The following is a 25,194-nucleotide window of genomic DNA, read 5'->3' as shown; positions in this document are numbered from 1 at the left end:
TGGTTTATCCATTACCGAACTTCGTTATTGAAATTCCAGTATGAACGATGTTTCACATGATACTTGGTCTGTACATCTGTTGTATGTACGGTGGTGTACCAAGTGCGGACAAATATTCGATACAGTATTACGTGTTTTAAATAACGACAGATTGAAGTCTATGATTAACGATGAACACTTGGGTGTTGATGTAAAATACAAATTAGTGGAGTAAATAGATTAAGTATTGCCTATGGCTAAGTATAGAACCAACAATTCTAGTATTGGACATAATGGGAATTAATGTATATATTAAGCCAACTTACTAATTTTAAGTGTTTTTTATTATGTCTCGCTTAAAACTTTCTCCTTTGTATCCAACATATGCCGAATTAAAAGAGTTTGATTTTTCTAATTATCCAGGCTTAGAAAAGTACCTGGAAAATACAGGTCATTCCTGGAGTAAAACTTTATGGCAATGGGGAAAATCTTTCCTTGAATATACAGGCCGTAATAAATCAATTCATACCTATGACAGATTCAGAAATGAAGTCGAAAAGTTTATTCTTTGGGCGCTTTTAATTAAACAATCTCCAATTGATGAATATCGCAAATCAGATATTTTAGATTACGCAGACTTTTGCTGGAAACCACCAGTAACCTGGATTGGCACGAGCAATCAAGAACGCTTCAAATTAGAAAATAGTTACTTTGTTGCCAACGAATCATGGCGTCCATTTAAAATTCAACCACCTAAAAGTCAAAAAGATAAAGCAGTTGATAAGAAAAAATATCGTCCGTCTCAACAGACGTTAACTTCTACATTTACTGGCGTCATTGTGTTTTATACCTATCTAATGGGTGAAGAATATTGCTATGGCAATCCAGCTCAAATTGCGAAGAAAGATTGCAAACACTTTATAACTGATGCTCAAGTGAAAGAAGTTAAAAGGCTTTCTGGTGAGCAATGGGAATATTTATTAGAAACAGCGATCGAAATGGCTGACTCAGATCCGTTATACGAAAGAAATTTATTTGTTATTGCAGCATTGAAAACTTTATTTCTACGGATTTCCGAACTTTCAGAACGGGAAAATTGGTCACCACTTATGGGACATTTTTGGCAAGATGAAGATAACAACTGGTGGCTCAAAATATTTGGTAAAGGTAGAAAGTTAAGAGATACCACAGTACCGCCGGACTTTATTCCGTTCATCCAACGTTATCGATTATCACGTGGGCTTACGTCTTTACCGACTAATGGTGAAAACAATGTCTTGGTTGAAAAAATACGTGGTCAAGGAGGAATGACTTCTAGACATTTAAGACGTTTGGTACAAGATATATTTAACAAAGCATATGAACGAATGAGAGCTAGTGAAGGTGAAAATAAGGCGATTAAACTAAAAGAAGCTACGACTCACTGGCTTCGTCATACTGGCGCTAGTATGGAGATTGAACGAGGCCGATCATTAAAAGACTTATCGGAAGATTTAGGCCATGCCAGCATGGCAACTACAGATACTGTTTACGTTCAGTCAGAGAATAAAATGCGTGCAGAAAGTGGCAAACAAAGAAAAGTAAACTGATCATTCGTTTTTAGTGAATTTCTCTCACAAACCAATAAATAAAAGGCTTTAAGCTTTTTAACGGTTAAATATAACGTGCAGCTACGTGAAATTTAGTGACCAAGTACCCACAAAACTTATCAGATTTTACGTAGCGCACGATAAATCAATAGATATCAATTGGTTAAACAATACACATTGTGTGCATTACATATACATCATTACGCTATGTCCGATACTGAAGAGTATAGGATTTAGTGGAGTGTGTGAAATCTAGGAAGGTTTTCCCTGTTATGATACGCAGAACTTAAAATTTGCAGTGTTTATATTAACGTTATTAATAACAAAGCTTCTAAAGTAATTTGTCATCTTTTAATAACTTAGACCAGCGACGGTTAATTTTATCTATTGTGCCATTTGCTTTTAATGTCGATATAGCATTATTAAATTTTTCCAGCATCGCCTGATCAAGTGATTGTTTGCTCAGCATGATAAAAATATCATCTTGATAAATGGCTAATGAATGTGCTTCGAATTCATCTTGTAACTTATATTTTTCAGCAAACGCCGTTAATGTGATCGGATCGACTAAAAAGCCATCGATAAATCCTTTCATTAACAAATCTACGTTTTGTTCTAAATCGATAACTTCAGTTATGTGTGATTGAAACGCAGCTGTTTTAATCAGCTCTTGGTAATCCATGCCATAATAATAACCGCCTTCAACACCTATCATATAATTGCTTGTCGATAACTGTGCTAATGATGTTAACTGGATATTTTGGGCGTTGCCTTTTTTAACAAAAAGTCGAACCGATTCAGTTCGATACGCTTGGGTGAAATACGCATATTGCTGACGTTCTTCGGTAAAAGATGCGCCCATAGCAACATCCATTTTTCCAGATTTAATATATTGCAGATGGCGTTTCCATGGTAGCTCTGTGTAAGTCACTTTAAGATCTGCCTGTTTAACAATGGCATTAAAAATATCAAAGTCTAAACCAACAAGTTGCTGTTTATTATTATGATATTGATATGGATACCAAAGCTCCCAGCCAACAGATAAGGCTTCAGTTTGTGCATAGGAAACGGAGGTGAAACAGCAAAAAATACACCAATAACTAACTGTTTTCAGGTAACTTTTTATCATAACACCTCGTTATAATGACTATGTAGTTAGAACTATTTTAACGGGGTTAACTTTAATGCTAACGCCGGGTCTAATCGCACCTGAAACCAGTTAATGCGCCAGTCTAAATGAGGGCCAGTCGCCCTGCCACTCGAACCGACAGCCGCAACGACCTGACCTTGTGTAACCTTATCTCCCACATTGACATAAGCATCACTTAAATGCAAAAACGTTGAGTTAACACCGTGGCCATGATCAATAATCATAGTACCACCAGAATAAAACATGTCTGGGACAAATAAAGAAACGATGCCATCAGCAGGCGCTTTGACCGGATCGCCGGTATTGCCGGCATAATCTAAGCCATAATGTGGACTTTTTGGCTTACCATTATAAAAGCGTTGCGAACCATATACTCCTGTGATCACACCATCAATTGGTGCAACAAAGCCTTTAGTAAATGCGGTATTAGCGCTTAACTGGCTTCGCGCCTGTTTAACCTGGCGACTATCGTTTTTCGCTCGAGCGACGGCTTTTGGATCTGGATTCATGATCTTTTTCGCTATGCCTTCAACCCGTTGAATTTGATAATCACGCTTAGTCGGCGTTAACGTTTTGCTTTCTGTTTTACCATTTGCATACGTGATAATTAACTGATGACTTTTGTTATCATCACGACTAAAGCCAAAAACAAAATCACCTTGTGCCGATAGCGCCAACACCTTACCGTCAAAAGTCACTCTATCCGCATCGGCTGCTTTACCAATGACTAAACTTCCCTGGGTAATGTCCCCTGAGAGCGTAACTTGCGCAAACAAAGAGCAAGATGTCACTAATAATGCAGTAGATATAATGGTTCTAAGCACTGGCTATCGCTCCTTTACCGACACCTTCATAGGCAATAACGGTAAATGATTGAGATGGCTGCTGTTGTTTAAGTTGACGGGCAATATAGTCTGCGAGTAATTCAACAGTAGAATCACAATCAACAACTTCTAACACATTACTGTGTACTGCAATATCAAATTTCCCTTGAGGTGCGTTATAGGCAAAAAATTGATGATCGGGTGTCAAATCTTGCATGGCTGCAGCTGAGAGTTCAATTTCTTGTTTCTCGACACGATCATCTTCTGACGCAATATAGATATCCTGCCAACGGTTACACCAAAAAAATTCCAGATCTTTTGAACGTTCATCATTTTTTGATAAATTAATTTTTGATCTATGCCCATGAGCGATCCGCTGACAATTACCGTCATGCAATTTTAGGCCATGAGTATAATGATAAAAATCGCCGTCAATGTTCTCTGGACGCAAAGTTAATTTAAGTCCTTGAACATTTTGTGGTAATTGTTGCAAAATAATTTTTGTTAAATGCTCAGTGACAGAAGCTAATGAAATAGTCTCAGCGTCTATCTTGGCAAATGCACAACTCGGTGATTGTAAAAAATAACTCGCACGTTTCGCGCGCAAATCGACATATTCATGTGCCTGATGATGAGTCGAGTTGCTTACCCGTACCGCATCACTTTTTATCGGTAAGAGCAACTTATGATCGACCGCCTGATCAATTATCGCTTTAATTTGCTTTTTAACCACAGCAAAATCCAGCACCATGCTCATTTCATTGAGTGAGCCGTCAAGCAAGACGTCAACAATCCAGCTTTCCCCAACGATACCGCGCTGCTCACAGCAATAGGAAAAATCAATAACGGTTAAATCATTAACAAATAATTGCATCAATACTCCTTATTTTACTTGCCATGCAATGGTTTCATTTGCCCTGATCGGTACCACTTGATCAGCACCAAATTCCATCAACTCTGGCACTGGCCATGATGATTTTTCTAACGTGATGGTATCCTGGTTCACCGGTAAGTTATAAAAAGCTGGGCCATTTAAACTGGCAAATGCTTCTAATTTATCAAGTGCACCAGCTTGTTCAAACGCTTCTGCATAAAGCTCAATCGCTGCATGGGCGGTATAACAACCAGCACAGCCACAGGCAGTTTCTTTTGCCTGCTGGGCATGTGGTGCTGAATCTGTACCTAAAAAGAATTTAGCACAACCACTGGTAGCTGCGTCGATTAACGCTTGCTGATGAATATTACGTTTTAATATAGGCAAACAAAAATAATGTGGACGAATACCGCCAACAAGCATGTGATTACGGTTAAATAACAAATGATGAGCGGTAATCGTTGCGGCAACGTTATCACTGGCTTGATTAACAAAATCTACTGCCTGTTTCGTGGTGATATGCTCAAGTACTACTTTTAGCTGTGGGAATTGCTTAACCAATGGCGTTAAAATAGTCTCAATGAAAACCGCTTCACGATCAAAAATATCAATATCATGACTAGTAACTTCGCCATGCACTAATAATGGCATTTCTTCTGCCTGCATCGCGGCTAATACATCTTTAATATTATTAATGTCAGTGACACCCGATGAAGAATTAGTGGTTGCACCAGCCGGATATAACTTTGCCGCGTAAACCAATCCGCTTGCTTTAGCTGCTTTAATATCATCCGCACTGGTATCATCGGTAAGGTATAACACCATCAATGGGGTAAAATGAGCTTGCGGATTTTCCGCCATGATCCGCTGATGATATTGTGTTGCTAATTCAACATTAGTCACTGGCGGCACTAAGTTTGGCATGATGATCGCTCGGCCAAAATAACGACTAATATCTGCTACAGTGTTTTTTAACACGGCACCATCGCGCAAGTGAACATGCCAATCATCAGGTCTGGTAATGGTTAATGTGGTCATAAATACCCTTTAAAATCTTTATACTAAAGTAAACCCTTATAGTTTACGTGTTATAGCGACTAATTAAAAATCTTGCGTCGATTGAGCTTGTTGCTCTTTATCCTGTGCTTGTAACAGCGATAACAACTGCTCTTTTAAATTAGGCGGTACTTTATAAATAGTGAGACTGTCATTAGCCGGATTATAAACCACATCCTGGCCAAAATGACTGCGTTCAAAGCTCAAACTGATGCCAGCGCCATAACCTGAATATTTAGTTACTTTATTGACGACGGTTTGATCATGAGGAAATGAGTCTTCGATCGGATAAGACTGCTCCTGGCAAAACTGATAAAAATCCTGGCTATTCTCTGTGTCCTTACTTATCACTTCTCCAAGCTCTTTAATTGACACATCCTGAGCCGCATCTTTTTGCTCTTTACAATAATTTAATAACTCTTTGCGGGTGCTTTGTTTTTCCTGTGCATCAAATTGCTGCACCGAGACATAATCTTCAACCGCCTGCACTAAGGTTTTCGTTTGTTCTTTGGCATCGAGTCCTTCTTCGCAGCTTAAGAAATCGAGAAAAAAATCCGAGACTTTGCGTCCGGCACGGCCTTTTATAAAGGAAATGTATTTATTACCTTCAGCATTTTGCTGATAATCAAATAGATCTATACGCGCAGCTAGCTGTAATCGGGCAGTATCAAGATGCTGATCGGCACTGATATTTAACTCTCCGTCGACAGAATAATGTTCAGAAACTGGAATTATCGCTGCCAGTAAATAACGCCCGCCCATATATTCATAATGACAAATCACTAAATAGCCAGTTTCTGCCAATTCGTACTTTTCTAATTCATTTTTTAATAAATTAGCGGCTTGCTTGCTAAATTCAGTAAAATCTTGCACTTCGGATAAGTAACTTTCCATGATATCGACAAATCTTGCCTTATCACCTTCCGCTGGCATCGCAGAAAAGTGGCCATAGGCTTTACTGCCCTTACCGTTATAGATGTGATGCAATGCATCAACAAACTTTTCAATCTTAGTGGTAATTTCGAGAGAATCAGGCCCTAAGCGCAAGACGACTTCACCGGTTTCTTCTTTTTTTGATAAATAATGCAGTGCAATATTAGAAATAATTAAACTCATAGTTAAAGGTCTGTATGATATTGTGAAAGCATTTGGTAAACTTATTCGCCATTAACCAATTGCTCATTTTATAAATTATATGCCTATTGTATCTAAGTATTCGAACGAACGTGTAGAAAAAATTAACCAAGAACTATTAAATGTTTTAGTTTCAGCTCAAGCCACCCCAGATTTAGCCCTGATGTGTTTGGGAAATACCATTACAGATATTCTTACTAATGAAATACCAGTAAAAAAACGCGCGGCGATCGTAGAAAATTTTACTAACGCTTTAAAACAGTCTATAAAGTAAAAAACGAATAAAACCAATATTATATCTAACGCAACTAGATAATAGCTACTAACGAGAATAATAATATTCCATGGTTTCTGCCGAACAAAAAACATATAGTAAACGTTTGCTCCTGCTCGTAAGTTGGAGCCACTGGTTTACTTTTTTTAATATTATTGCCGCGATTTTATTATCGTCTTTTTATATTTTTAATGAAACGACACCAGAAACCTTACTGGGTTCCGTTTATTTATTGACCACCTGGCTCAGTCATATGGGGTTTTTAACCTTTATCGGCTTTGTGCTCATTCTCTTTCCGATCACTTTAGTATTCCCTTATACCCGTTTTATTCGAGGCTCTGCTTCGGTTATTTTTACTCTTGGGTTACTAATGTTGCTGCTGGATGCCTTTATTTATACCCGTTTAGGCTACCATTTAAATGCCTCTTCTAGTGATCAAATCCTGGCGTTAATACAAACGCAGATCAATCAGAATGCCCGTGCGTTCTGGTTTATTACATTACTGCTTTTTATTGCAATTTTGATGTTTGAACTGGTTGTCAGTAACTATGCCTGGAAGCATTTGCGCAATTTACAAAAAACCGTATTTGCCCGCTTTATTGTTATTGGCTTGGTCGTGTCATTTTTCTTCAGTCATATCATTCATATCTGGGCCGATGCCAATTTAGAATATGATATTTTGAAACAAGACACGGTGTTGCCATTATCTTATCCGTCAACGGCAAAAACCTTATTAACCAAATATGGTTTATTTGATCGCAATGACTATATTGCCCGAAAAACCAGTCCAATTTCATTTACTGAAAAACTGGCACATCTAACGGATATATCAGATAAATGCCAAGTGACAACCCCGGTCAATCAATCGAGTTATTTATTATTAACACAACACGAATTATCAACCGGACAAATTAAACGTTTTGCCCAACGTGCTACCGCTAATAAACTTGAATTAACTAAGCATATTGATAACGCGTTACCAAACGACTCTTGGTTTAACCTCTTATATAGTCTGCCTTCAGCCTATAAACAACAGGTTTTGGCCGCAAACTATCAACCTTTATTATTTAACGTCTTAAGACGCCATCAACTGACCACTAGTTTGACGGTTATCGGTGAAAACTCTCAACATCATCAATGGCAAGACTATCAAGAATTGTTCGACAGTCAGCTTGAAGTAGCAGATATTTCATCCCTGGTGATCACTAATTCGCTGGTTAATAATAGTGCGGGTCTGCATGTTTATTATTTTACTGATAATGATAATTACCAGTACGAGTTATTTATTGATGCCCTGCTATTGTCACAACGCAATAAAAAGATAAAGGACAATATTTATATTAGCTCGCTTGGTAACAAAAATAGAAATACTGCGTTGACCATCAAACCTGCATTGCTAATCGCACCATCACTTAGTAAAGATAAAGGCCAATTTTTAACCAGCCAAATGGATATTCAACCAACCTTAGTTAGTCACTGGTTAAATTGCGATCTTGCCCCGATCGAATATAGCGCGGGCAGCGATATCATGACATTAACTGAGGACCGAGTGATCGCCAATACCATGGATGATGGCATTATGGTGTTTAATAAAGATAAATCGGTTTTTATCGATCAAAATGGCAATTTTCAAAGTTATTCTCGTCAATTAGAGGCGCCGATCACGGTAAGTTCTGATTTTCCGCTAATGATTGATGGTGTTAACTTTATTAAGCGTTTTGCGAAATACAACCAAGCTGCGCAATAATTATTCGATTAACGATCAAACGATGAATATTCGTTGCAATCGAAAAGGATTTCATTATTATACTGCGCATGATGCAAAGCATCTCGGGATATAGCGCAGTCTGGTAGCGCGTGCGTCTGGGGGACGTGAGGTCGCAGGTTCAAGTCCTGCTATCCCGACCAAATATAAAAAATGCCCAGTAATTGAATACAATTACTGGGCATTTTGCTTTTATCAATTACTAGAATTATTACTGTTGTCGGGCCTGATAATAGGCTTTAATTTTTTCATCGCTTAACACTCGCTCGGCATGGGCATTAAGTTCAGGTGCAAGCTCAGCAATTAAAGTACTTGGGATATGATCTAATACGCCTCTATTTAACCAACCTATTAGCGGCATCACTTTAAGATCGGCAATGGTGAGTCGCTGACCCGCAAAGTATTCACCGCCCTGTTGAATTAATTTTGCTTGTAAAAACTTCAAGTACATTGTTAAATCATTAGCAATAAGCTGCTCACGCGCTGTTTTTAGCGCATCGCCGGTTAATGCAAAGGTACTAACGATTTTATCAATGCAGTCTTCAACAGCATCCATTACTTCGTCACAAATAAGCGCCTGAAATAAGTCTTGCGGATATAAGTTGGTTTGTTTACCGACAAAACGTAAAATCGCATTGCTTTGAGTGATCACTTTATCGTCGATAGTTAATACCGGCACTTGGTTTAATGGTGTTTGCTTTCTTTCCTGCTCAAAAACGCTATAAGGAAAACGATAATCTTCAAAAGCAATTCCACCATAAGAGAGTGCAAGCCTGATCGGCTCAGCCCGACCGCCATCAACATCAAAATAACGTAATGTAAACTGTGACATTTTCTATTCCTTGATTAAAATTAAACGATTTTGATATACAACGTTGGGGGGACATTAGATAAAAGCAAGCAATAAGGTTAATAAAATTTACCGATACCAACATCATGTCGCTTACATTTTGAATTGATCAACAGATTTATCGAGCTGCTGCGCTAAATTCGTCACCTGTTCGCTATGCGAAATAGTCGATAAGGATTTATCGTTACTCTGTGAGCTTTGTTTAGCGACTTCAAGAATACTGGAATTGATTTCATTACTTAAATTATTTTGCTGTTTAGCTTCATTGGCAATATCGGCGCTCATTTGGTGAATTTTTTCAATTGCTTGATTGATAAATAATAAGGTTTCTAGCAGTTTATTCGTATATTGCTGGCAATCATTTGCTTCGTCTTTGCCGCTATCTATATCTTTAACTGCTTTATTCGTTTGACTTTGCAGTGCGTCAATCATTGCATGAATTTCTGCTGTCGACTCTTGAGTTCGACTGGCTAATAATCTGACTTCATCAGCGACTACCGCAAAGCCTCGCCCTGCTTCTCCAGCTCTAGCTGCTTCTATCGCCGCATTTAATGCTAATAAATTGGTTTGATCTGCAATACTTTGAATAGTTTCTAAAATTCCGCCAATATTAGTCGCTTCATTTTGCAGTGAGGTCATTACCGTCGCAGTCGCGTCTAACACGGTCACTAAATGTGAGATCCTGTCATTAGTGGTATTAGCGATACTTTCCAGTTCACTGCTTTGACTGATGGCATTTTCCATCTCTTGTTCAGTATTACTGGCTTTAGCTAGAATGTTATCAGCACTTTCATTGAGTTCAGTGGTAATGGTTGTCACTTGTTCAACCGTTTGCTTTTGTTGTTGTAACGAGTCCGCCACTTCAGAAATTTCTGCTTTTGACTGTTGAGCTGACTGGTTTAATTGGCTAGCGTTAGTGCTGATCTCGCCAATTAGCCGACGTAAATCTTCAACTACCAAGTTAACGTTTTTTGACAGCTCGCCGTATTCATCTTCTGCATTAATGGTTAACTGGCGTGATAAATCCCCTTTTGCAATATAAGACAGTACTTTATTAATTCGGCTCAACGGCACTATCATGGCTCTTATCGTGATATAAGCAATACTACTGCCGGCAACAATTACGACCACCAAAATCACTAAGGTCGTTGTTTGTCCCCGGTCGACATGATTAAAGACCTGCGTTTGTAACTGGTTAAAGTTTTGCTCAAACGCTAATAATAATTGCTCGATGACATTTATCGCCTGATTGGCGTATTGCTTCGATTGCTCTGCTGCTTGCTGTATTTGCGCCCGATAGGTTAACTGGGCTGTTTTAGTGGCAAATAGGTTATCTTGTGCCTCGATCAGCTGTTGCGCTACTTTAAATTGGTTACTGATGGCAGCAATATCTGTTTCACTGTGATGACCAGCGCCTAACCGACTAAGAAACGCGAGTAGCTGTTCGATATTGGTTAATGCTAACTCAATAGTACCTTGTAGCTCTTCAACTTCATTTGTTGTTGGTAATTTAGTGACGGCTTTAATCGAGTCTCTTAGATTAATGATGTAGCCTTCATTTTGCACCGCCATCGATGATAACTGCTCCACGAGATCTGGATTATTTTCATCTTCAATATATGAGAGCTCAATTAATGCCTCTTCAATGGCATCCAAAGTTTGATCTAAGGTTTGATACTGATTAATAACGAGCTTGCTGCTGGATAATTCATTTTGCTTTAACTGCAACATCTGTTTGACGATATTGTCATAGTCTTGATAATGAAGATTAAATTGCTGTAATAACGCTTTTGTCTGTTGATTTTTTAATAACGCACTTAATCGTGTAACTTCAGTAGTTAAAGCCTGAGCTTCATTGTCATATGAGGTGCTATTTGCTGCTAAAGTATCGGTAAGTTGAATCGTTGGGATCAATAAGGAGATTTTGGTTTGTTTGAGTAAATGCACCTGCATTTGATTACTGTGCTGCTTGACCGGAATGGCGTAGTTATCAACTTGTTTAGTAGCACTATCTATTCCTTTTAAAATACTCATAGAACTGTAACTTGCCAGCAGCAACATTAAGAGGACAATTGCAAATCCAATGATGACTTTATGGGCAACTTTTATTGTCATGACAACCTCTTTTCATTGTTCAGAATGTCTACTTCTGATGATGGCCGCTATCTATTTGTATTAAGAGCAAATGTCCTAAACTAATAATAGCCCATATTTTGCTTCTCCAACTGGTTCGACCAATATGCAAAATAAAGTGATTAGCGTCAACCAGTTTTATTCGTAAACTCAACTAGTTAATGAGTTTACTCAGCGTAAGTAACTTGATTACTTATAACGCTAATAACTCCTATATTTTTAATTTCTACTCTCTAGATCTTATTTTCACTCTAACTTCTTTTAACAAACCAACATAGACCTTTGATAAATAGTGACCACCCACTCCAACATTTTACGGAGTTATCAGAGTTACTTATTATGAGCGCAATGGAGTTATCAGGGTTATTAAAAATTAAATCCAAAGAGTTATCAGGGTTATCATTCACTTGCTCTTAGGGGGTTATCGGGGTTATAGTAGGTAAAGGTACTAAAGAGGAATAATTTGTGAAATATCCGGTAAAAATTAACCGTTCTAAGGTAAGTAATGGCTATGAACTTAGCATCCCTGATCTCCCAGGTTGCCAAGTTAAAGGAGATAGTATTGAATCTGTGATGACTAACATTCACCAGATTATTGCTGATCACTTACAGATTTTAGCTGAATATGGTGAGGTGATTCCGCATGCAACATCAATTGACCATTTAGTGGCAGAGCAACCTAATGCTATCTGGGCATTGGTTGATTTTGATATCACCCCCTATTTAGGAAAAAGTCATAAAATTAATGTCACTTTGCCGGAATTACTGATCAAACAAATTGATGATCGGGTAAGTAAATCAGAACAATACAAAACCCGATCTGGCTTTATCGCATCAGCTTGTATCGCTCAATTAACAAATAAAGGTTAACAATGGAAAATAAAAACATATTACTGATAAGTAGTTCTCGCGTCGGTACGACTGATTATCTCAGTCATGCGTTAACATTGATCAAGCAACAGCTAGCCGATATTAAAACCGTGCTTTTTATTCCTTATGCTGGTGTCACCATGAGCTACCAAGAATACAGCTCAAAAGTAAAAGCGGCGTTAGCTGCTATTGATGTTGATGTGGTTGGAATAGATGAGACAAATGATGCGGTAATGGCAGTTAAACAAGCGCAAGCCATTCTCGTTGGCGGCGGTAATACTTTTCGTTTACTTGAACGCCTGTATCACTTTAATTTATTAAATGAAATTAGAGCAAAAGTTAATTCAGGTACTCCTTATATTGGTTGGAGCGCAGGCGCTAATATTGCGGGACTCAGTATTAAAACTACCAATGATATGCCAATTATTGAACCACCTAGTTTTAGCGCATTAGCTCTGGTTAACTTTCAGCTAAATCCTCATTACACTGAATATCAACCACCTGGCTTTAATGGTGAAACCCGTGAACAACGTTTGGCAGAGTTTATGGTGCTTAAGCCTGAGACGAATATTATCGGCATCGAAGAAGGCTCGGCGCTAAAAATCGCTAATGGCAAAATGCAGCTAGTGATGGGAAAAAATATTGATGTTAGTGGCGTATTATTTAATAACGGCAATAAAACCCGACTTACAATCAATGATAATTTAGCGCATTTATTATAAGTGCAATCGGCTTTTACTAAAGTAGCGTAAGATCTAGAGCTTGCGCTACCTGTTTTATATCCGGCTGATATAACACCTTGCCAATCAAAGGTGCTTTAATTAATTGCGTTAATTCAGCAAGATTTTCTGCCAAGTAAGGCATTTCTTCTTGGCAGTTTGCTATCCAGCCAAGGCAAGACAATCCATCCTGACAAATTGCCTGATATGTTAATACCGCATGGTTTAAACACCCCAATTTCATATTGACAATTAAAATGACCTGCTGTTCTGTTTGTTGAGCAAATTCAGATAAAAAATGACCTTGCCCTAACGGTAAGCGCCAGCCTCCAGCGCCTTCAGTAATGACAACATCGGGTTGTAACCGTACGATATCCTGAAAGTTATGATAAATGTCAGCAAGCTCAATTTTTTGCTGATACTTTGCTGCGGCAATATGCGGTGCAATCGGCTCTTTAAATGCAATTGGATTAACGGCTGCAATTGTTTGACCGCAATTGGCCTGTTCCGCCAGTAAACGGGCATCTTCATTGATCAGTTGATCATCTATAAGCTCGCAGCCAGCTGAAATTGGCTTAAACGCGGCAACTTTTAACTTTTGCTGTGAGAGTGCATAGAGAATACTTTGCGCAATATGCGTTTTGCCTGCATCAGTATCAGTCGCAGTAATAAATATTTTTTTCATCTAGCTATTCAATTTAACCAAAATACCCGAATAAACCCGATAAGTGGCGGGATAAATACCCGTAGGCTCTAAAAAGTCCTGATAACTCTGCATCATCTTTTGCCATTTATCTTTACCTGCTAAGCCTTTGGCACTTTTTTTAGGGACTTTATTCGCCCCTAAACCTTTTAACTCTCGCGCCAAGTGCAGGACATTTTCATATTCTAAAATAATGTCCTGACTATTATGCTCAATCAACTTACTGTGCTCAGAATTAAACAGCTCACTTAATTGCTGCTCAGTTTTAAAATCGATCACATGCTTATCCTGATCGACTTGTGCCCAAGAAGATTTCAATTCGAATAGTGTACCTTCTACTAAGGTAGAAAATATGAACAAGCCGCCGGGCTTCAATACCCTTAAGATTTCATTTACAACAATAGTTAAATCATCACACCATTGGATCATTAAATTGGAATACACCAGATCAACCGATTTATCAGCCAAAGGTAATTTATAGGCATCCCCATGCAACCAAGTGATTTCTTGATCTCGATTCTCTTTCGCAAACGAAAGCATTTTCCCCGAAATATCTAAGCCAAATACGTGCTCAAATCGCTGTGCTAATATCTCAGTAAAAAAACCAGTACCGCAACCTAAATCTAATACGGTTAAATCATTTCGGTTAGGTAACCATGGCATTAAATGTTTACCACTATAACGTTGTAAGCGCGCCGAAATATCATAAGAGTGACTGGCTAAACCAAAAGATTTAGCTATTTGATAACGTATATGTACATCTGGCATTAATTAACAACCCTATTGATAGACTCAGCTAAGTACTTGATATCATTTTCATTATGGCTAGCACAAATGGTAACACGTAACCTAGATGTACCTTTCGCTACCGTTGGCGGACGGATAGCTGATAACCAAATACCTTGAGATTTTAATTTTTCTGAAATTTCTAATGCACTTTGCTCACTGCCTAGCACTATGGCATGAATTGAAGATGTGCTAGGGAGCAAATTTACCGACGCATTAAGTGTAGACGAAAACAATTCACTTAAAACGGATATTTTTTCTCGCCGCCACTGATCTTGTTGAATAAGCTCGATACTTTTTTTCGTCGCCCAGGCAACTGCCGGTGACATTGCCGTGGAATAAATATAATCACGGCAGAAATTGATTAAATAGTTATGTAATTCTTCATCACATGCAATAAAAGCCCCACTGGTTGCAATTGCTTTACCAAAGGTTGCCATAATAATTTCAATCGGCTGTTGATAACTAGCACTTCCCTGACCAGATTGACCAATAACCCCTATGCTATGAGCATCATCAATATAAAGCCAAGCCTTGTGTTGATCTGCAACAGCGCGTAATTGACAAATATCTGCCTGATCACCGTCCATACTGAATATTCCTTCTGAAACAATCAGTTGATCATCACCGGCGTGCTGAGCTAGCTGCTTATCTAACTGCTGGTAATCATTATGTAAAAATCGCTTTGCCATTCGTTTATCAACAAAGGCACCTTCGATTAATGATGCATGGGCAAGCTTATCGAGATAAAAATGACTATTTTGCCGAGCTAACGTTTTTAACACACCAACATTGGCGGCAAAGCCGCTATTAAATAACAAACATTTAGGTTTATTAAGCCACTGACAAATAGTATCTTCCAACGCCTGATGGGCATAATGATAACCAGTGATCAAACTTGAACCAGTCGAGCAGACACCAAACTTATCTACGCCCTCTTGCAATGCCTGGTTGATCGCCGGATGATGATTTAACCCTAAATAATCATTAGCAGAAAAATTAAGATAATTTTTACCCGCGATTTGGATTTCTCGGCCAGCTTGTTGTTCAACGAGCTGACGCTGGCGGTATAAATGTTGTTGTTGCTGTTTCGCTAACTGCTGAGTTAAAAATGAAAAGCTCATTAGCCGCGCTTATTAATTGGCCGCATTATAAAATAAGTCACTGTGTTGCTGTTCAACAACTTTTGCCTGCAATTGCTGTTGTTCAATTGATTCATCAATATCATTGGCAACAGTTTCCGTATTAATACCCAGCTTTTTAAAGAGCAGAATATCCTGATTCGTTTCCGGGTTAGCAGCAGTTAATAACTTACAGCCATAAAAAATCGAATTTGCTCCGGCTAAAAAGCACATGGCCTGCATTTGCTCATTCATTGCCTCTCGACCCGCCGATAAACGAACATGGCTTTTGGGCATCATGATACGCGCAACTGCAATACAACGGATAAAATCAAAATGATCGAGATCTTCAACATCCGCTAATGGCGTACCGTCGATTTTAACCAACATATTAATAGGAACACTTTCTGGTTGTGGCGTTAAGTTAGCAAGCTGCATTAATAATGAAGCTCTGTCAGTTGCCTGCTCTCCCAAGCCAACAATACCACCACTACACACTTTCATACCGGCACTACGAACATTATCTAAGGTATCTAATCTATCTTGATAAGAACGGGTGGTAATGATCTGATTATAATGCTCTGGGGAAGTATCTAAATTATGGTTGTAATAATCTAATCCCGCTTGTTGTAATTCATTCGCTTGTTCTGTCGATAACATGCCAAGCGTCATACAAGTTTCTAGCCCTAAGGATTTAACGCCTTTCACCATTTCAACAACATATGGCATATCACGCTCTTTCGGGTTACGCCAGGCAGCTCCCATACAAAAGCGGGTTGAACCCTGTTCTTTCGCGCGCTTTGCCGCTTCCAGTACTTTTTCCACTTCCATTAAGCGCTCTTTTTCAATATCAGTTTTATAACGAGCACTTTGTGAGCAATATTTACAATCTTCCGGACATGCCCCTGTCTTAATCGATAATAAAGTGCTGACTTGTACTTCATTGGCATTAAAATGTTGACGATGTATAGTTTGCGCCTGAAACATCAGATCGTTAAAGGGTAATGCAAATAAGGCATTAACCTCATCTAATGTCCAGTTATGACGAACATTATCATTATTGTGCGCTGAAGATTGAGCTAATTGGGGCATCTTAATACTACCTATTAAAGAATTGAATTACCGACAGGCAATTGCATCTGGCTATTTTAATCGGTAGTCTATGCACAAATCCTATCTTGTCAACAAATTACCAACACTTAAGTTTACAAATGAATAAAAATCATACTGACAGTTTAGCGTTTGACCGCGAACATATCTGGCATCCTTATACTTCTATGAGTGATCCGCTCCCTTCTTATCTCGTAGAGTCAGCCCATGGGGTTAACATCAACTTAGCGACAGGTGAGACTTTAATCGATGGCATGTCATCATGGTGGTCAGTACTTCACGGCTATAATCATCCGGTATTAAACCAAGCGTTAACGGCTCAGGCACAACAATTTTCACATGTAATGTTTGGTGGTTTAACACATCAACCGGCAATAGCCTTAGCTGAAACCTTAATTAACATTACCCCTAAAGGCTTAGATCGGATATTTTTCTCTGACAGTGGCTCGGTCGCAGTAGAAGTTGCGATAAAAATGGCATTGCAATATTGGCAAAGTCAGCAGCGCTCAGAAAAACATAAGCTGCTCACTGTGCGTAATGGTTATCATGGTGATACCTTTGCTGCGATGTCGGTATGTGATCCAGTAACGGGTATGCATCAAATATTTGATAATGTATTAATGAAAAGCGTATTTGCACCCGCGCCGAGGATTACTATAGATCAACCATGGCAAGCACATGAAACTGAGCAATTAGCGCAGCTATTTGAACAACATCATCATCAACTCGCCGCATTTATCATTGAACCTATCGTGCAAGGCACTGGTGGTATGCATTTCTACCACCCAGAATATTTAAAACAGGTACGTCACCTCTGCGATAAATACCAAGTGCTATTTATTGCAGATGAAATTGCGACCGGCCTTGGACGCACCGGCAAACTATTCGCCTGCGAATGGTCTGAGATTAGTCCAGATATTATGTGTTTAGGTAAAACCTTAACGGGTGGCTATTTGTCACTTGCAGCAACCCTTTGCACTGAACACATCGCAAAAACCATTAGTGATGGTGAAGCCAGTTGTTTTATGCATGGCCCTACTTATATGGGTAACCCTCTCGCCTGTGCAGTCGCTAATGCCAGTATTAATTTATTACTTGAGCAAGATTGGCAAACACGAGTAAAAGAAATAGAACTACAATTAGTCGCCGAATTATTGCCACTCAAAGCGCATCCTCAAGTTAATGATGCCAGAGTTTTAGGTAGTATTGGGGTAGTAGAAACTAACGCTGCAGTTAATGTTGCTGCAATTCAAAAACGCTTTGTCGAATTAGGAGTATGGATCAGGCCCTTTGGTAAATTAATTTATATTATGCCGCCATTAATAATAAAGCCTGATCAATTAAGTAAACTAACACAAGCCATTAGTACCGTGGTAAATGAAGTTGAATGCTTCCTATAAAATGACGATAACGTAATATATAGCATTATGACGCCGACATTAGCTGGATAGCAAGATAGACCACCCAGGCAGTAGAAATTAAAAACAGTAACCAGAAATTAAAATACTTGTTATCGCTTTTTCGTCGGCTTCGATATTTATTAATGATCAGTGACAAATAACTAATAAAGGCGCTGCACCACAACAATATATATAAATACCCTGTCATAGGCGTCAGCCAAAACTTACGAATGGTCATTTGATGGTAACGTAAGACACCAAAATCACTGTCTGGTGCCGCATAATATGACAGTATTAATGCAACAATAAATATTCCCCAGGCAACGAGTGCTAATACCTTAAGCGCTTTATGCCAAAAGTCTTCAGATTTTCGTCTCTCATGCTGAGGAATATGCATCTTAATCTCCTTTTAAGCAAAAATTTACATTTTTGTTAAAAAATTAGCGCAGATCATTCAAGTTTTACTTGTGAAACCTAGTGATCACGGTAACATATCCTCCCCTTAATCGAGAACAAATTTTATAGTAAAGAGGTTGATAAATGTCAGTTATAGCAATTACTGATGTCTTAGCAGGTAAATACCCTGTGGATGAAGAAATCACCGTACATGGTTGGATCCGTACTCGTCGCGATTCAAAAGCCGGTATTTCATTTCTAGCAATTCATGATGGCTCATGTTTTGATGCTATCCAAGCCATTGCACCCAATGATTTAGACAATTATCAATCTGATGTATTAAAACTGACCACAGGCGCTGGCGTTAAAGTCACCGGTAACTTAGTTGAATCTCCGGGGCAAGGACAATCGTTTGAAATTCAGGCAACTAAAGTCGAAGTACTAGGTTTAGTTGAAGACCCTGACACTTATCCGATGGCGGCAAAACGTCACTCAATCGAGTTTTTACGAGAGCATGCACATTTACGTCCTCGCACCAATATTGGTGGCGCAGTCACTCGTGTCAGAAACACTTTAGCGCAAGCTGTTCACCGCTTTTTACATCAAAAAGGCTACTTTTGGATCAGCACACCTTTGATCACTGGCAGTGACTGTGAAGGTGCTGGCGAGATGTTCAGAGTCAGTACCCTAGATATGGAAAACTTACCGCGCACCGATAAAGGTGACATCGATTACAGTGAAGATTTCTTTGGTAAAGAAACTTTCTTAACCGTTTCTGGGCAGTTAAACGTTGAAACATACTGTTGTGCGTTATCAAAAGTTTATACATTTGGTCCAACGTTTAGGGCAGAAAACTCTAATACCAGTCGCCACTTAGCAGAGTTTTGGATGATAGAGCCAGAAATTGCCTTTGCTGACTTAGCCGATGCTGCCGATTTAGCAGAAGAAATGCTGAAATACGTCTTTAAAGCCGTATTAGAAGAACGTGCTGACGATATGGCATTTTTCCAACAACGAGTCGACAAAACAGTGATTGACCGCTTAAATTCAGTGATCAATAGTGACTTCGTTCGTATGGATTATACCGATGCTATTACTATTTTAGAAAACTGCGGTAAAAACTTTGAAAATCCAGTAGCCTGGGGTGTTGATTTAAATTCTGAACATGAGCGTTATCTGGCGGAAGAACATGTTGGCGGGCCGGTAGTACTGCAAAACTATCCGAAAGACATCAAATCTTTCTACATGCGTTTAAATGATGATGGTAAAACTGTTGCTGCGATGGATGTATTAGCCCCGGGCATAGGTGAAATTATTGGCGGTAGTCAACGTGAAGAACGATTAGATGTGTTAGATAAACGTTTAGCAGAAATGAATTTAGATCCGGTCGATTATGGCTGGTATCGTGATTTACGCCGCTACGGCACAGTACCTCACTCTGGTTTTGGTTTAGGTTTTGAACGTTTAGTTGCTTATGCAACGGGTATGCAAAACGTAAGAGATGTCATTCCATTCCCACGTACACCGAATAACGCAGCTTACTAAGTGATCTGAAGTTAATCGTTAATTGATATTATTACAAAACCCTCACTTTTTGAGGGTTTTTCTTTATCTGCACCTCTAAGAGTTTGATATCTATGTACCCGATAGCGATTGCTAGGAAAATAAGCAAGACGCAGCGTTCGTCTATTAAAAGCTCAACACTAGTCTCCATGCTAAATGGATTGAGCCATATTATTTAATTGCGTATCAAAACAGAGTGCTGTTTAATGCTTAACCTTTAATACGGAATTATTTCAGAGACTTTTTATGAAAATAACTACAAAAATTTCATTAATCATCGGTAGCTTAATATTAATGTTGTCCAATATTGCTTTAGCCAATATTAAACATAATAAAGTCACAAGCCTTAAGGTCACCACCCTCTCCACCATGCTGGCAAATCAGGGCATTGGTGAATGGGGTTACTCAGCGTTAATCGAAGTTGATGGTAAGAAAATATTATTTGATACCGGCAACCGCCCGAATACAGTACTAAAAAATGCCAAAGACTTAGGCATTGACTTATCTGATGTTGAGGACGTTATTCTCAGTCATAATCATGGCGATCATACTGGCGGCTTGTTAACTCTGCGTAATGCATTGAAAAAACAAAACCCCAAAGCGCTTACTAAAGTTCACGTTGGCAAAGGTATTTTCGCTCAAAGAGTTGGGCGAGAAAATAACATGCTGAAAATGAAACATTCATTAGAAGCAGACAATGTTAAATTTTTTATCTATGAAAATGCGACAGAGATTATCCCTGGCGTGTGGTTAACCGGTAATGTCGCACGTAAAACAAATGAAAAAAACTGGAATGGCAAGGGTAAAGTATCGTCAGCCAAGGGTGATATTGAAGATATTATTCAAGAAGACTTATCCTTAGCGATTTATACCGAACAAGGATTTGTTTTGATTGCAGGCTGTGGTCATGCAGGTATCGTTAATACCATGGCTCATATCGTCAATCATATTCATCCGGGAAAAATTGATGCTGCGATCGGCGGCTTTCATTTACTCAATGCTAATGAAACACAGTTGCAATGGACTGCAGATAAATTAAACCATTTTGGCCTTACTCAAATGATCGGTGCTCATTGCACTGGCCTTAATGCACTTTATAGCTTGCGGGCAAAACTAAACGGTGACCGTACGAATTTTGTTGTTGGCTCGGTTGGCGATCAATTCGATCTGGAGTCGGGAATTAAAGCAGGCTATATCGCCAGGTAAAGTACGTTTAAATTTTTTATAATGGACATAGTTAGCAACATTAAAAAGAAACACATTTTTAATGTTGTTTCTTTTATCTGGTTATATTGCCGGGGTGCCGGCTGCCCCCAAAGGGGAAAATACGGCTGTTTCCCCTTTGAAATCCCCTTGCCGCCCACCACCGCAAACGACTTTGATATGTAGTAAGCATAGGGCTGCTTTTAGCAAAATGTCTGGATGAAACATTCAATCCTAGCTATTGCCATCAAGGATAATGGCAAAGCACAGTGGCACACAGATCATGTGTAAGAATGAAAGGCAAAGCACGGTGGCAAGGAGTGCAGTGCTTTTTTAGATTCTTCTAAAGCCATCGACATGAATTTTATAAGAGACGCTCTATTCATAAGAAGTTAACTAATTAAACAGCTAAAAATAACTTACTTTCTCTTGAAAAAACTTAGTTTCCTTTGTCGGTAACTGCTTCGATGGCGTACCTAAATATAAAAAGCCGGTAATATCGTCATCTACCTTAATATTAAGCCCCTGCTTGACCTTAGCATTTAGACTTAACTCACCAGTGCGCCAAATTGCACCATAACCTAAGGCAAACGCTGCCATTTGCATCGCTTGCACAGCGCAGCCTGCGGTGATCAATTGTTCATGAGCTGGTACTTTTTCGTGCTCTTGATAACAAGTAGAAACAACAATAATCAACGGTGCGCGAAATGGCATATTCGCTGTTTTTTCTAATTTAGTGTTATCACTGACTTCATCAGCTATCGCCTGAACAAAAATATCACTGAGTTTCTTTAGACCTTCATTCTCTACCACAGTAAAATGATAAGGTTTAAGCGCCGCATGATCTGGTACCCTCATACCCGCAGTTAATATTGTCGTTAACTGATCGGAGCTAGGCGCTGGTGTCGTTAGTAATGAACAAGACTGTCGTGTTAATAAAAGCTCTAAGGCATTCATAAATACTTATTATTCTCTAATTTTGGTTTTAAATAATAAGTATACAGGTAATAGTCAAGGCTGGTAAATCGCCCAGCGCCAATCAACAACAATGCTAAGAGCAAAATAAAATAAGTAGCAGCGAATTCAATGCCATTATTTAAAATGACTATATTGCCCTTTTCATAAAGCCAGGACGTGTGGCCATTTTCTTCTAAAATATCTCGCATCCGAGCTAATCGTTCGCTAGCTTGTTCACTGTTAACTAAGCTTTGCTCCGCTCGGTCACTGCCTAGCCAGCTAAAAACTTTAGCCGGACTGATCTCTGCATTGGTTGGTGTAATAGCAAACCAGCCATTATCAATATGCACTGTGGTTGCAGCTACCATCATAGTAAATAACAACGGAATACTGACTAAACGTGTTAACAGACCTAACAACAATAACCAACCACCAAAGAACTCTGTCCAGGCGGCAAGATTGGCCAACAGTTCAGGAAATGGTAAACCCAAGCCCCATTGTGAATTACCAAACCAGGCAACGACATCAGCTTTTGCAAATAAAGCAGATACTCCGCTAACGTCAGCAGCAGATAGTTGTAGCTTACTATAACCTGCCATAATAAATATCGGTGCTAAATATAATCGGATCAATAGTGCAGTTACGCCATCCAAACATTTAAGCTGTTTCATCGCGCGGTAATAAAAAGAAAAAATAGTCATATCAAGTTAATTGTATAAAAGTGGTGGTTATTAATTATAGGAACCTAAAATGACCAAATTCATTTCACAGACAAATTTATTTACATCTACTACTACTGTTCAGCAAAACTATTCAGTAAAATAACTAGTATCACCAATCAATTACGCCTTGTTATGAACGAACATCCAAGTGCAATTCGCCGTATAAGTAAAAGTCTGTTCCAATTATTAAATCTGTCTCGCAAAATTATTATTAACCTAGTGTTTTTCATTTTGCTCTTTGTCTTACTGATAGCGATATTCAGTGAAGAAGAACAAGTAATAGTACCAGACCGCGCTGCGCTGGTGCTGAATATCTCTGGAGATATTGTCGAGCAAAAAGTTGAAATCGCCCCGATGGATGCATTCTTAAATGAAGCATTAGATCAACCCAATGAGCGCCCAGAAGTATTACTTTCTGATATTACCGATGTGATTGATGCAGCAAAAGATGATAACCGCATTCAGGTATTAGTCTTAAAACTTAAAGATATGAGACGAGCTGGTCTGACTAAACTCAGGATCATCGCCGATCATCTGGAGGCATTTAAAACCAGCGGTAAAAAAATTATCGCTTTCGACGATCAATATTTACAGGACCAGTATTACCTCGCCTCTTATGCTGATGAAATCTGGCTTAACCCTAACGGCTGGATGCTACTTGATGGTTATGGCCGCTATCAAATGTACTTTAAATCTGCGCTGGAGAAATTATCTGTTAGTCAGCATATATTTAGGGTTGGTACTTATAAATCAGCTGTTGAGCCTTATATGCGAGACGATATGTCACCGGCAGCTAAAGAAGCCAACCTCGCTTGGTTAAATGATTTATGGCAGCAATACAAAGCAGATGTTGCACAGCAACGAGAGTTTAGCGTCGATAATTTTGATGAAACCTCAACTGCTTTATTAGAAAAATTAGAGAAAGTTGATGGCAAAATTGCTCAATACGCCCTCAATAATCATTGGGTTGATGCACTGAAAACGCGTGAGCAAATTCGCAGTGCAATGATAGATTTAGTGGGCAAAGATAAACATAATAGCTTTAACCATATTTCCTTTAAACGTTACTTAAAAAGCATTAAACCGGCATTTCCTTTTACCGATCCTGCCACGGATAAAGTTGCGGTTATCGTGGCGAAAGGAACGATTCTAGACGGCACACAAAAGCCAGGCACTATTGGTGGCGACAGCACTGCCAAATATCTACGAAAGGCCCGTTTAAATAAACAAGTAAAAGCCGTTGTCTTAAGGGTCGATAGTCCGGGAGGCAGCGCTTATGCCTCTGATATTATTAGACAAGAAGTTGAGTTATTAAAAGAAGCTGGTAAGCCGGTTATCGCATCAATGGGCAGTGTCGCTGCATCGGGTGGTTACTGGATATCTGCTGCTGCAGATAAAATTTATGCTGCACCAACCACTATCACAGGTTCAATCGGCATCTTTGGCTTTTTTATGACACTGGAAAACTCCCTTAGCCAGTTGGGGATCCATACTGACGGTGTCGGCACTACAGATTTTGCTGGCTTTGGTCTTACCCGCCCGTTAAGCAAAGAAATGGCAGATATTTTACAGCTTGGTATTGAACGCGGATATCAGGACTTTATCGAACTAGTTGCGCAAAACAGACACATGAGCTTGCAACAAGTTGATGCTATAGCCCAAGGCAGAGTGTGGTCTGGAATTAAAGCAAAAGAACTAGGATTAGTCGATGAGCTTGCCGGCTTAGAGCGGGCAATAGATGATGCGGCAGCAATGGCAAATTTATCAGATTATGATACGTTATTAATCGAGAAAGAATTTACACCACAAGACCTGTTTTTACAAAACCTGTTCGGTCGAGCGGTTAAATTTTTCCCGACTGATTCAGTTCATCAGTTGAACAGTTTTGAGCAAGCATTAGTCAAACTGAAACAAGAATATCAACGTGTTAGTGAATTAAATGATCCACAGGGTATCTATTCACATTGCCTCGGCTGCGAAATAAACTAAGTTTCTCCCCCTAACTTTGCTACTATA

24 protein-coding genes and 1 tRNA gene are annotated in these 25,194 nt (G+C 39.0%); 10 read left to right on the top strand and 15 right to left on the bottom strand.

Annotation, left to right across the window (positions count from 1 at the left end):
• The first annotated feature begins 326 nt into the window (after positions 1-326).
• A complete protein-coding gene (locus QQK06_RS18715) occupies positions 327-1,568 on the top strand; it encodes a tyrosine-type recombinase/integrase (protein WP_284246338.1) in 1,242 nt (413 codons plus the stop codon).
• Between the two features lie 331 nt (positions 1,569-1,899).
• Here the strand turns inward: QQK06_RS18715 and QQK06_RS18710 are convergent, their stop codons facing one another.
• From QQK06_RS18710 to yejK, 5 genes are all read right to left on the bottom strand, one after another.
• Positions 1,900-2,697, bottom strand: coding sequence for a substrate-binding periplasmic protein (locus tag QQK06_RS18710; protein ID WP_284246337.1), 798 nt, complete (start codon positions 2,695-2,697; stop codon positions 1,900-1,902).
• A gap of 32 nt (positions 2,698-2,729) precedes the next feature.
• Positions 2,730-3,542 carry a M23 family metallopeptidase gene (locus QQK06_RS18705; protein ID WP_284246336.1) on the bottom strand — a complete coding sequence of 271 codons (813 nt, stop codon included), beginning with the start codon at positions 3,540-3,542 and terminating at the stop codon, positions 2,730-2,732.
• Positions 3,535-4,416: a 6-carboxytetrahydropterin synthase gene (locus QQK06_RS18700; RefSeq protein ID WP_284246335.1), complete on the bottom strand. Its 882-nt coding sequence runs from the start codon at positions 4,414-4,416 to the stop codon at positions 3,535-3,537. Before QQK06_RS18700 ends, QQK06_RS18705 begins: the two co-directional genes overlap by 8 nt.
• Before the next feature lie 9 nt (positions 4,417-4,425).
• Positions 4,426-5,454, bottom strand: coding sequence for a dihydroorotase (gene pyrC / locus QQK06_RS18695; protein ID WP_284246334.1), 1,029 nt, complete (start codon positions 5,452-5,454; stop codon positions 4,426-4,428).
• A 63-nt stretch (positions 5,455-5,517) separates the two neighbouring features.
• Entirely contained in the window at positions 5,518-6,588 is a 1,071-nt protein-coding gene (yejK, locus tag QQK06_RS18690) for a nucleoid-associated protein YejK (RefSeq protein ID WP_284246333.1), read from the bottom strand.
• 79 nt (positions 6,589-6,667) lie between these two features.
• Between yejK and QQK06_RS18685 the strand changes: the two genes are divergently transcribed.
• The 3 genes from QQK06_RS18685 (at position 6,668) to QQK06_RS18675 (ending at position 8,788) form a co-directional block, all read left to right on the top strand.
• Positions 6,668-6,880, top strand: a complete 213-nt coding sequence (locus tag QQK06_RS18685; protein WP_284246332.1) for a YejL family protein — start codon at positions 6,668-6,670, stop codon at positions 6,878-6,880.
• A gap of 70 nt (positions 6,881-6,950) precedes the next feature.
• The gene (locus QQK06_RS18680) at positions 6,951-8,627 is read left to right on the top strand and encodes a DUF3413 domain-containing protein (protein ID WP_284246331.1); all 1,677 of its coding nucleotides are present in this window, start codon (positions 6,951-6,953) and stop codon (positions 8,625-8,627) included.
• An 84-nt stretch (positions 8,628-8,711) separates the two neighbouring features.
• A tRNA-Pro gene (locus QQK06_RS18675) sits at positions 8,712-8,788 on the top strand.
• A 68-nt stretch (positions 8,789-8,856) separates the two neighbouring features.
• Here the strand turns inward: QQK06_RS18675 and QQK06_RS18670 are convergent.
• Positions 8,857-9,477 carry a glutathione S-transferase family protein gene (locus tag QQK06_RS18670; protein WP_284246330.1) on the bottom strand — a complete coding sequence of 207 codons (621 nt, stop codon included), beginning with the start codon at positions 9,475-9,477 and terminating at the stop codon, positions 8,857-8,859.
• Positions 9,478-9,588: 111 nt separating this feature from the next.
• Complete coding sequence (locus QQK06_RS18665; RefSeq protein ID WP_284246329.1) at positions 9,589-11,610, bottom strand: methyl-accepting chemotaxis protein; 2,022 nt, start codon at positions 11,608-11,610, stop codon at positions 9,589-9,591.
• 483 nt (positions 11,611-12,093) lie between these two features.
• Here QQK06_RS18665 and QQK06_RS18660 point away from each other — a divergent pair, with 483 nt between their 5' ends.
• Both QQK06_RS18660 and pepE read left to right on the top strand, forming a co-directional pair.
• A complete protein-coding gene (locus tag QQK06_RS18660) occupies positions 12,094-12,498 on the top strand; it encodes a type II toxin-antitoxin system HicB family antitoxin (protein ID WP_284246327.1) in 405 nt (134 codons plus the stop codon).
• A 2-nt stretch (positions 12,499-12,500) separates the two neighbouring features.
• Positions 12,501-13,220, top strand: a complete 720-nt coding sequence (gene pepE / locus QQK06_RS18655; RefSeq protein WP_284246326.1) for a dipeptidase PepE — start codon at positions 12,501-12,503, stop codon at positions 13,218-13,220.
• Positions 13,221-13,236: 16 nt separating this feature from the next.
• On the opposite strand, the gene bioD is transcribed toward pepE, so the two are convergent.
• The 4 genes from bioD to bioB are packed head-to-tail and all read right to left on the bottom strand — an operon-like array spanning position 13,237 to position 16,919.
• On the bottom strand, positions 13,237-13,902 hold the full coding sequence (gene bioD, locus QQK06_RS18650; RefSeq protein ID WP_284246325.1) for a dethiobiotin synthase: 666 nt from the start codon (positions 13,900-13,902) through the stop codon (positions 13,237-13,239).
• Positions 13,903-14,688 carry a malonyl-ACP O-methyltransferase BioC gene (gene bioC / locus QQK06_RS18645; RefSeq protein ID WP_284246324.1) on the bottom strand — a complete coding sequence of 262 codons (786 nt, stop codon included), beginning with the start codon at positions 14,686-14,688 and terminating at the stop codon, positions 13,903-13,905.
• Positions 14,688-15,830, bottom strand: coding sequence for an aminotransferase class I/II-fold pyridoxal phosphate-dependent enzyme (locus QQK06_RS18640; RefSeq protein WP_284246323.1), 1,143 nt, complete (start codon positions 15,828-15,830; stop codon positions 14,688-14,690). Before QQK06_RS18640 ends, bioC begins: the two co-directional genes overlap by 1 nt.
• Before the next feature lie 12 nt (positions 15,831-15,842).
• A complete protein-coding gene (bioB, locus tag QQK06_RS18635; protein WP_284246322.1) occupies positions 15,843-16,919 on the bottom strand; it encodes a biotin synthase BioB in 1,077 nt (358 codons plus the stop codon).
• A 119-nt stretch (positions 16,920-17,038) separates the two neighbouring features.
• Between bioB and bioA the strand changes: the two genes are divergently transcribed.
• Positions 17,039-18,337 (top strand): adenosylmethionine--8-amino-7-oxononanoate transaminase, encoded by a 1,299-nt coding sequence (gene bioA / locus QQK06_RS18630; RefSeq protein ID WP_284246321.1) that lies wholly within the window; start codon positions 17,039-17,041, stop codon positions 18,335-18,337.
• Positions 18,338-18,362: 25 nt separating this feature from the next.
• Here bioA and QQK06_RS18625 read toward each other — a convergent pair whose 3' ends face one another.
• The gene (locus QQK06_RS18625; protein ID WP_284246320.1) at positions 18,363-18,734 is read right to left on the bottom strand and encodes a hypothetical protein; all 372 of its coding nucleotides are present in this window, start codon (positions 18,732-18,734) and stop codon (positions 18,363-18,365) included.
• A 143-nt stretch (positions 18,735-18,877) separates the two neighbouring features.
• Here QQK06_RS18625 and asnS point away from each other — a divergent pair, with 143 nt between their 5' ends.
• Positions 18,878-20,278, top strand: a complete 1,401-nt coding sequence (asnS, locus tag QQK06_RS18620) for an asparagine--tRNA ligase (RefSeq protein ID WP_284246319.1) — start codon at positions 18,878-18,880, stop codon at positions 20,276-20,278.
• A 264-nt stretch (positions 20,279-20,542) separates the two neighbouring features.
• Positions 20,543-21,502 carry an MBL fold metallo-hydrolase gene (locus QQK06_RS18615; protein WP_284246318.1) on the top strand — a complete coding sequence of 320 codons (960 nt, stop codon included), beginning with the start codon at positions 20,543-20,545 and terminating at the stop codon, positions 21,500-21,502.
• 81 nt (positions 21,503-21,583) lie between these two features.
• Here the strand turns inward: QQK06_RS18615 and QQK06_RS18610 are convergent, their stop codons facing one another.
• The 3 genes from QQK06_RS18610 to QQK06_RS18600 form a co-directional block, all read right to left on the bottom strand.
• Positions 21,584-21,727 carry a hypothetical protein gene (locus QQK06_RS18610; RefSeq protein WP_284246317.1) on the bottom strand — a complete coding sequence of 48 codons (144 nt, stop codon included), beginning with the start codon at positions 21,725-21,727 and terminating at the stop codon, positions 21,584-21,586.
• A 180-nt stretch (positions 21,728-21,907) separates the two neighbouring features.
• Positions 21,908-22,456 carry an NAD(P)H nitroreductase gene (locus tag QQK06_RS18605; protein WP_284246316.1) on the bottom strand — a complete coding sequence of 183 codons (549 nt, stop codon included), beginning with the start codon at positions 22,454-22,456 and terminating at the stop codon, positions 21,908-21,910.
• Positions 22,453-23,157 (bottom strand): HvfX family Cu-binding RiPP maturation protein, encoded by a 705-nt coding sequence (locus tag QQK06_RS18600; RefSeq protein ID WP_284246315.1) that lies wholly within the window; start codon positions 23,155-23,157, stop codon positions 22,453-22,455. Before QQK06_RS18600 ends, QQK06_RS18605 begins: the two co-directional genes overlap by 4 nt.
• Positions 23,158-23,310: 153 nt before the next feature.
• On the opposite strand from QQK06_RS18600, the gene sppA reads away from it, so the two are divergent.
• The gene (gene sppA / locus QQK06_RS18595; protein ID WP_284246314.1) at positions 23,311-25,167 is read left to right on the top strand and encodes a signal peptide peptidase SppA; all 1,857 of its coding nucleotides are present in this window, start codon (positions 23,311-23,313) and stop codon (positions 25,165-25,167) included.
• Positions 25,168-25,194 lie beyond the last annotated feature (27 nt).

The sequence above is a fragment of the Thalassotalea insulae genome (assembly GCF_030161395.1).
GTDB classification, from domain to species: domain Bacteria; phylum Pseudomonadota; class Gammaproteobacteria; order Enterobacterales; family Alteromonadaceae; genus Thalassotalea_E; species Thalassotalea_E insulae.
This window is presented reverse-complemented; position numbering and strand designations above follow the sequence as displayed.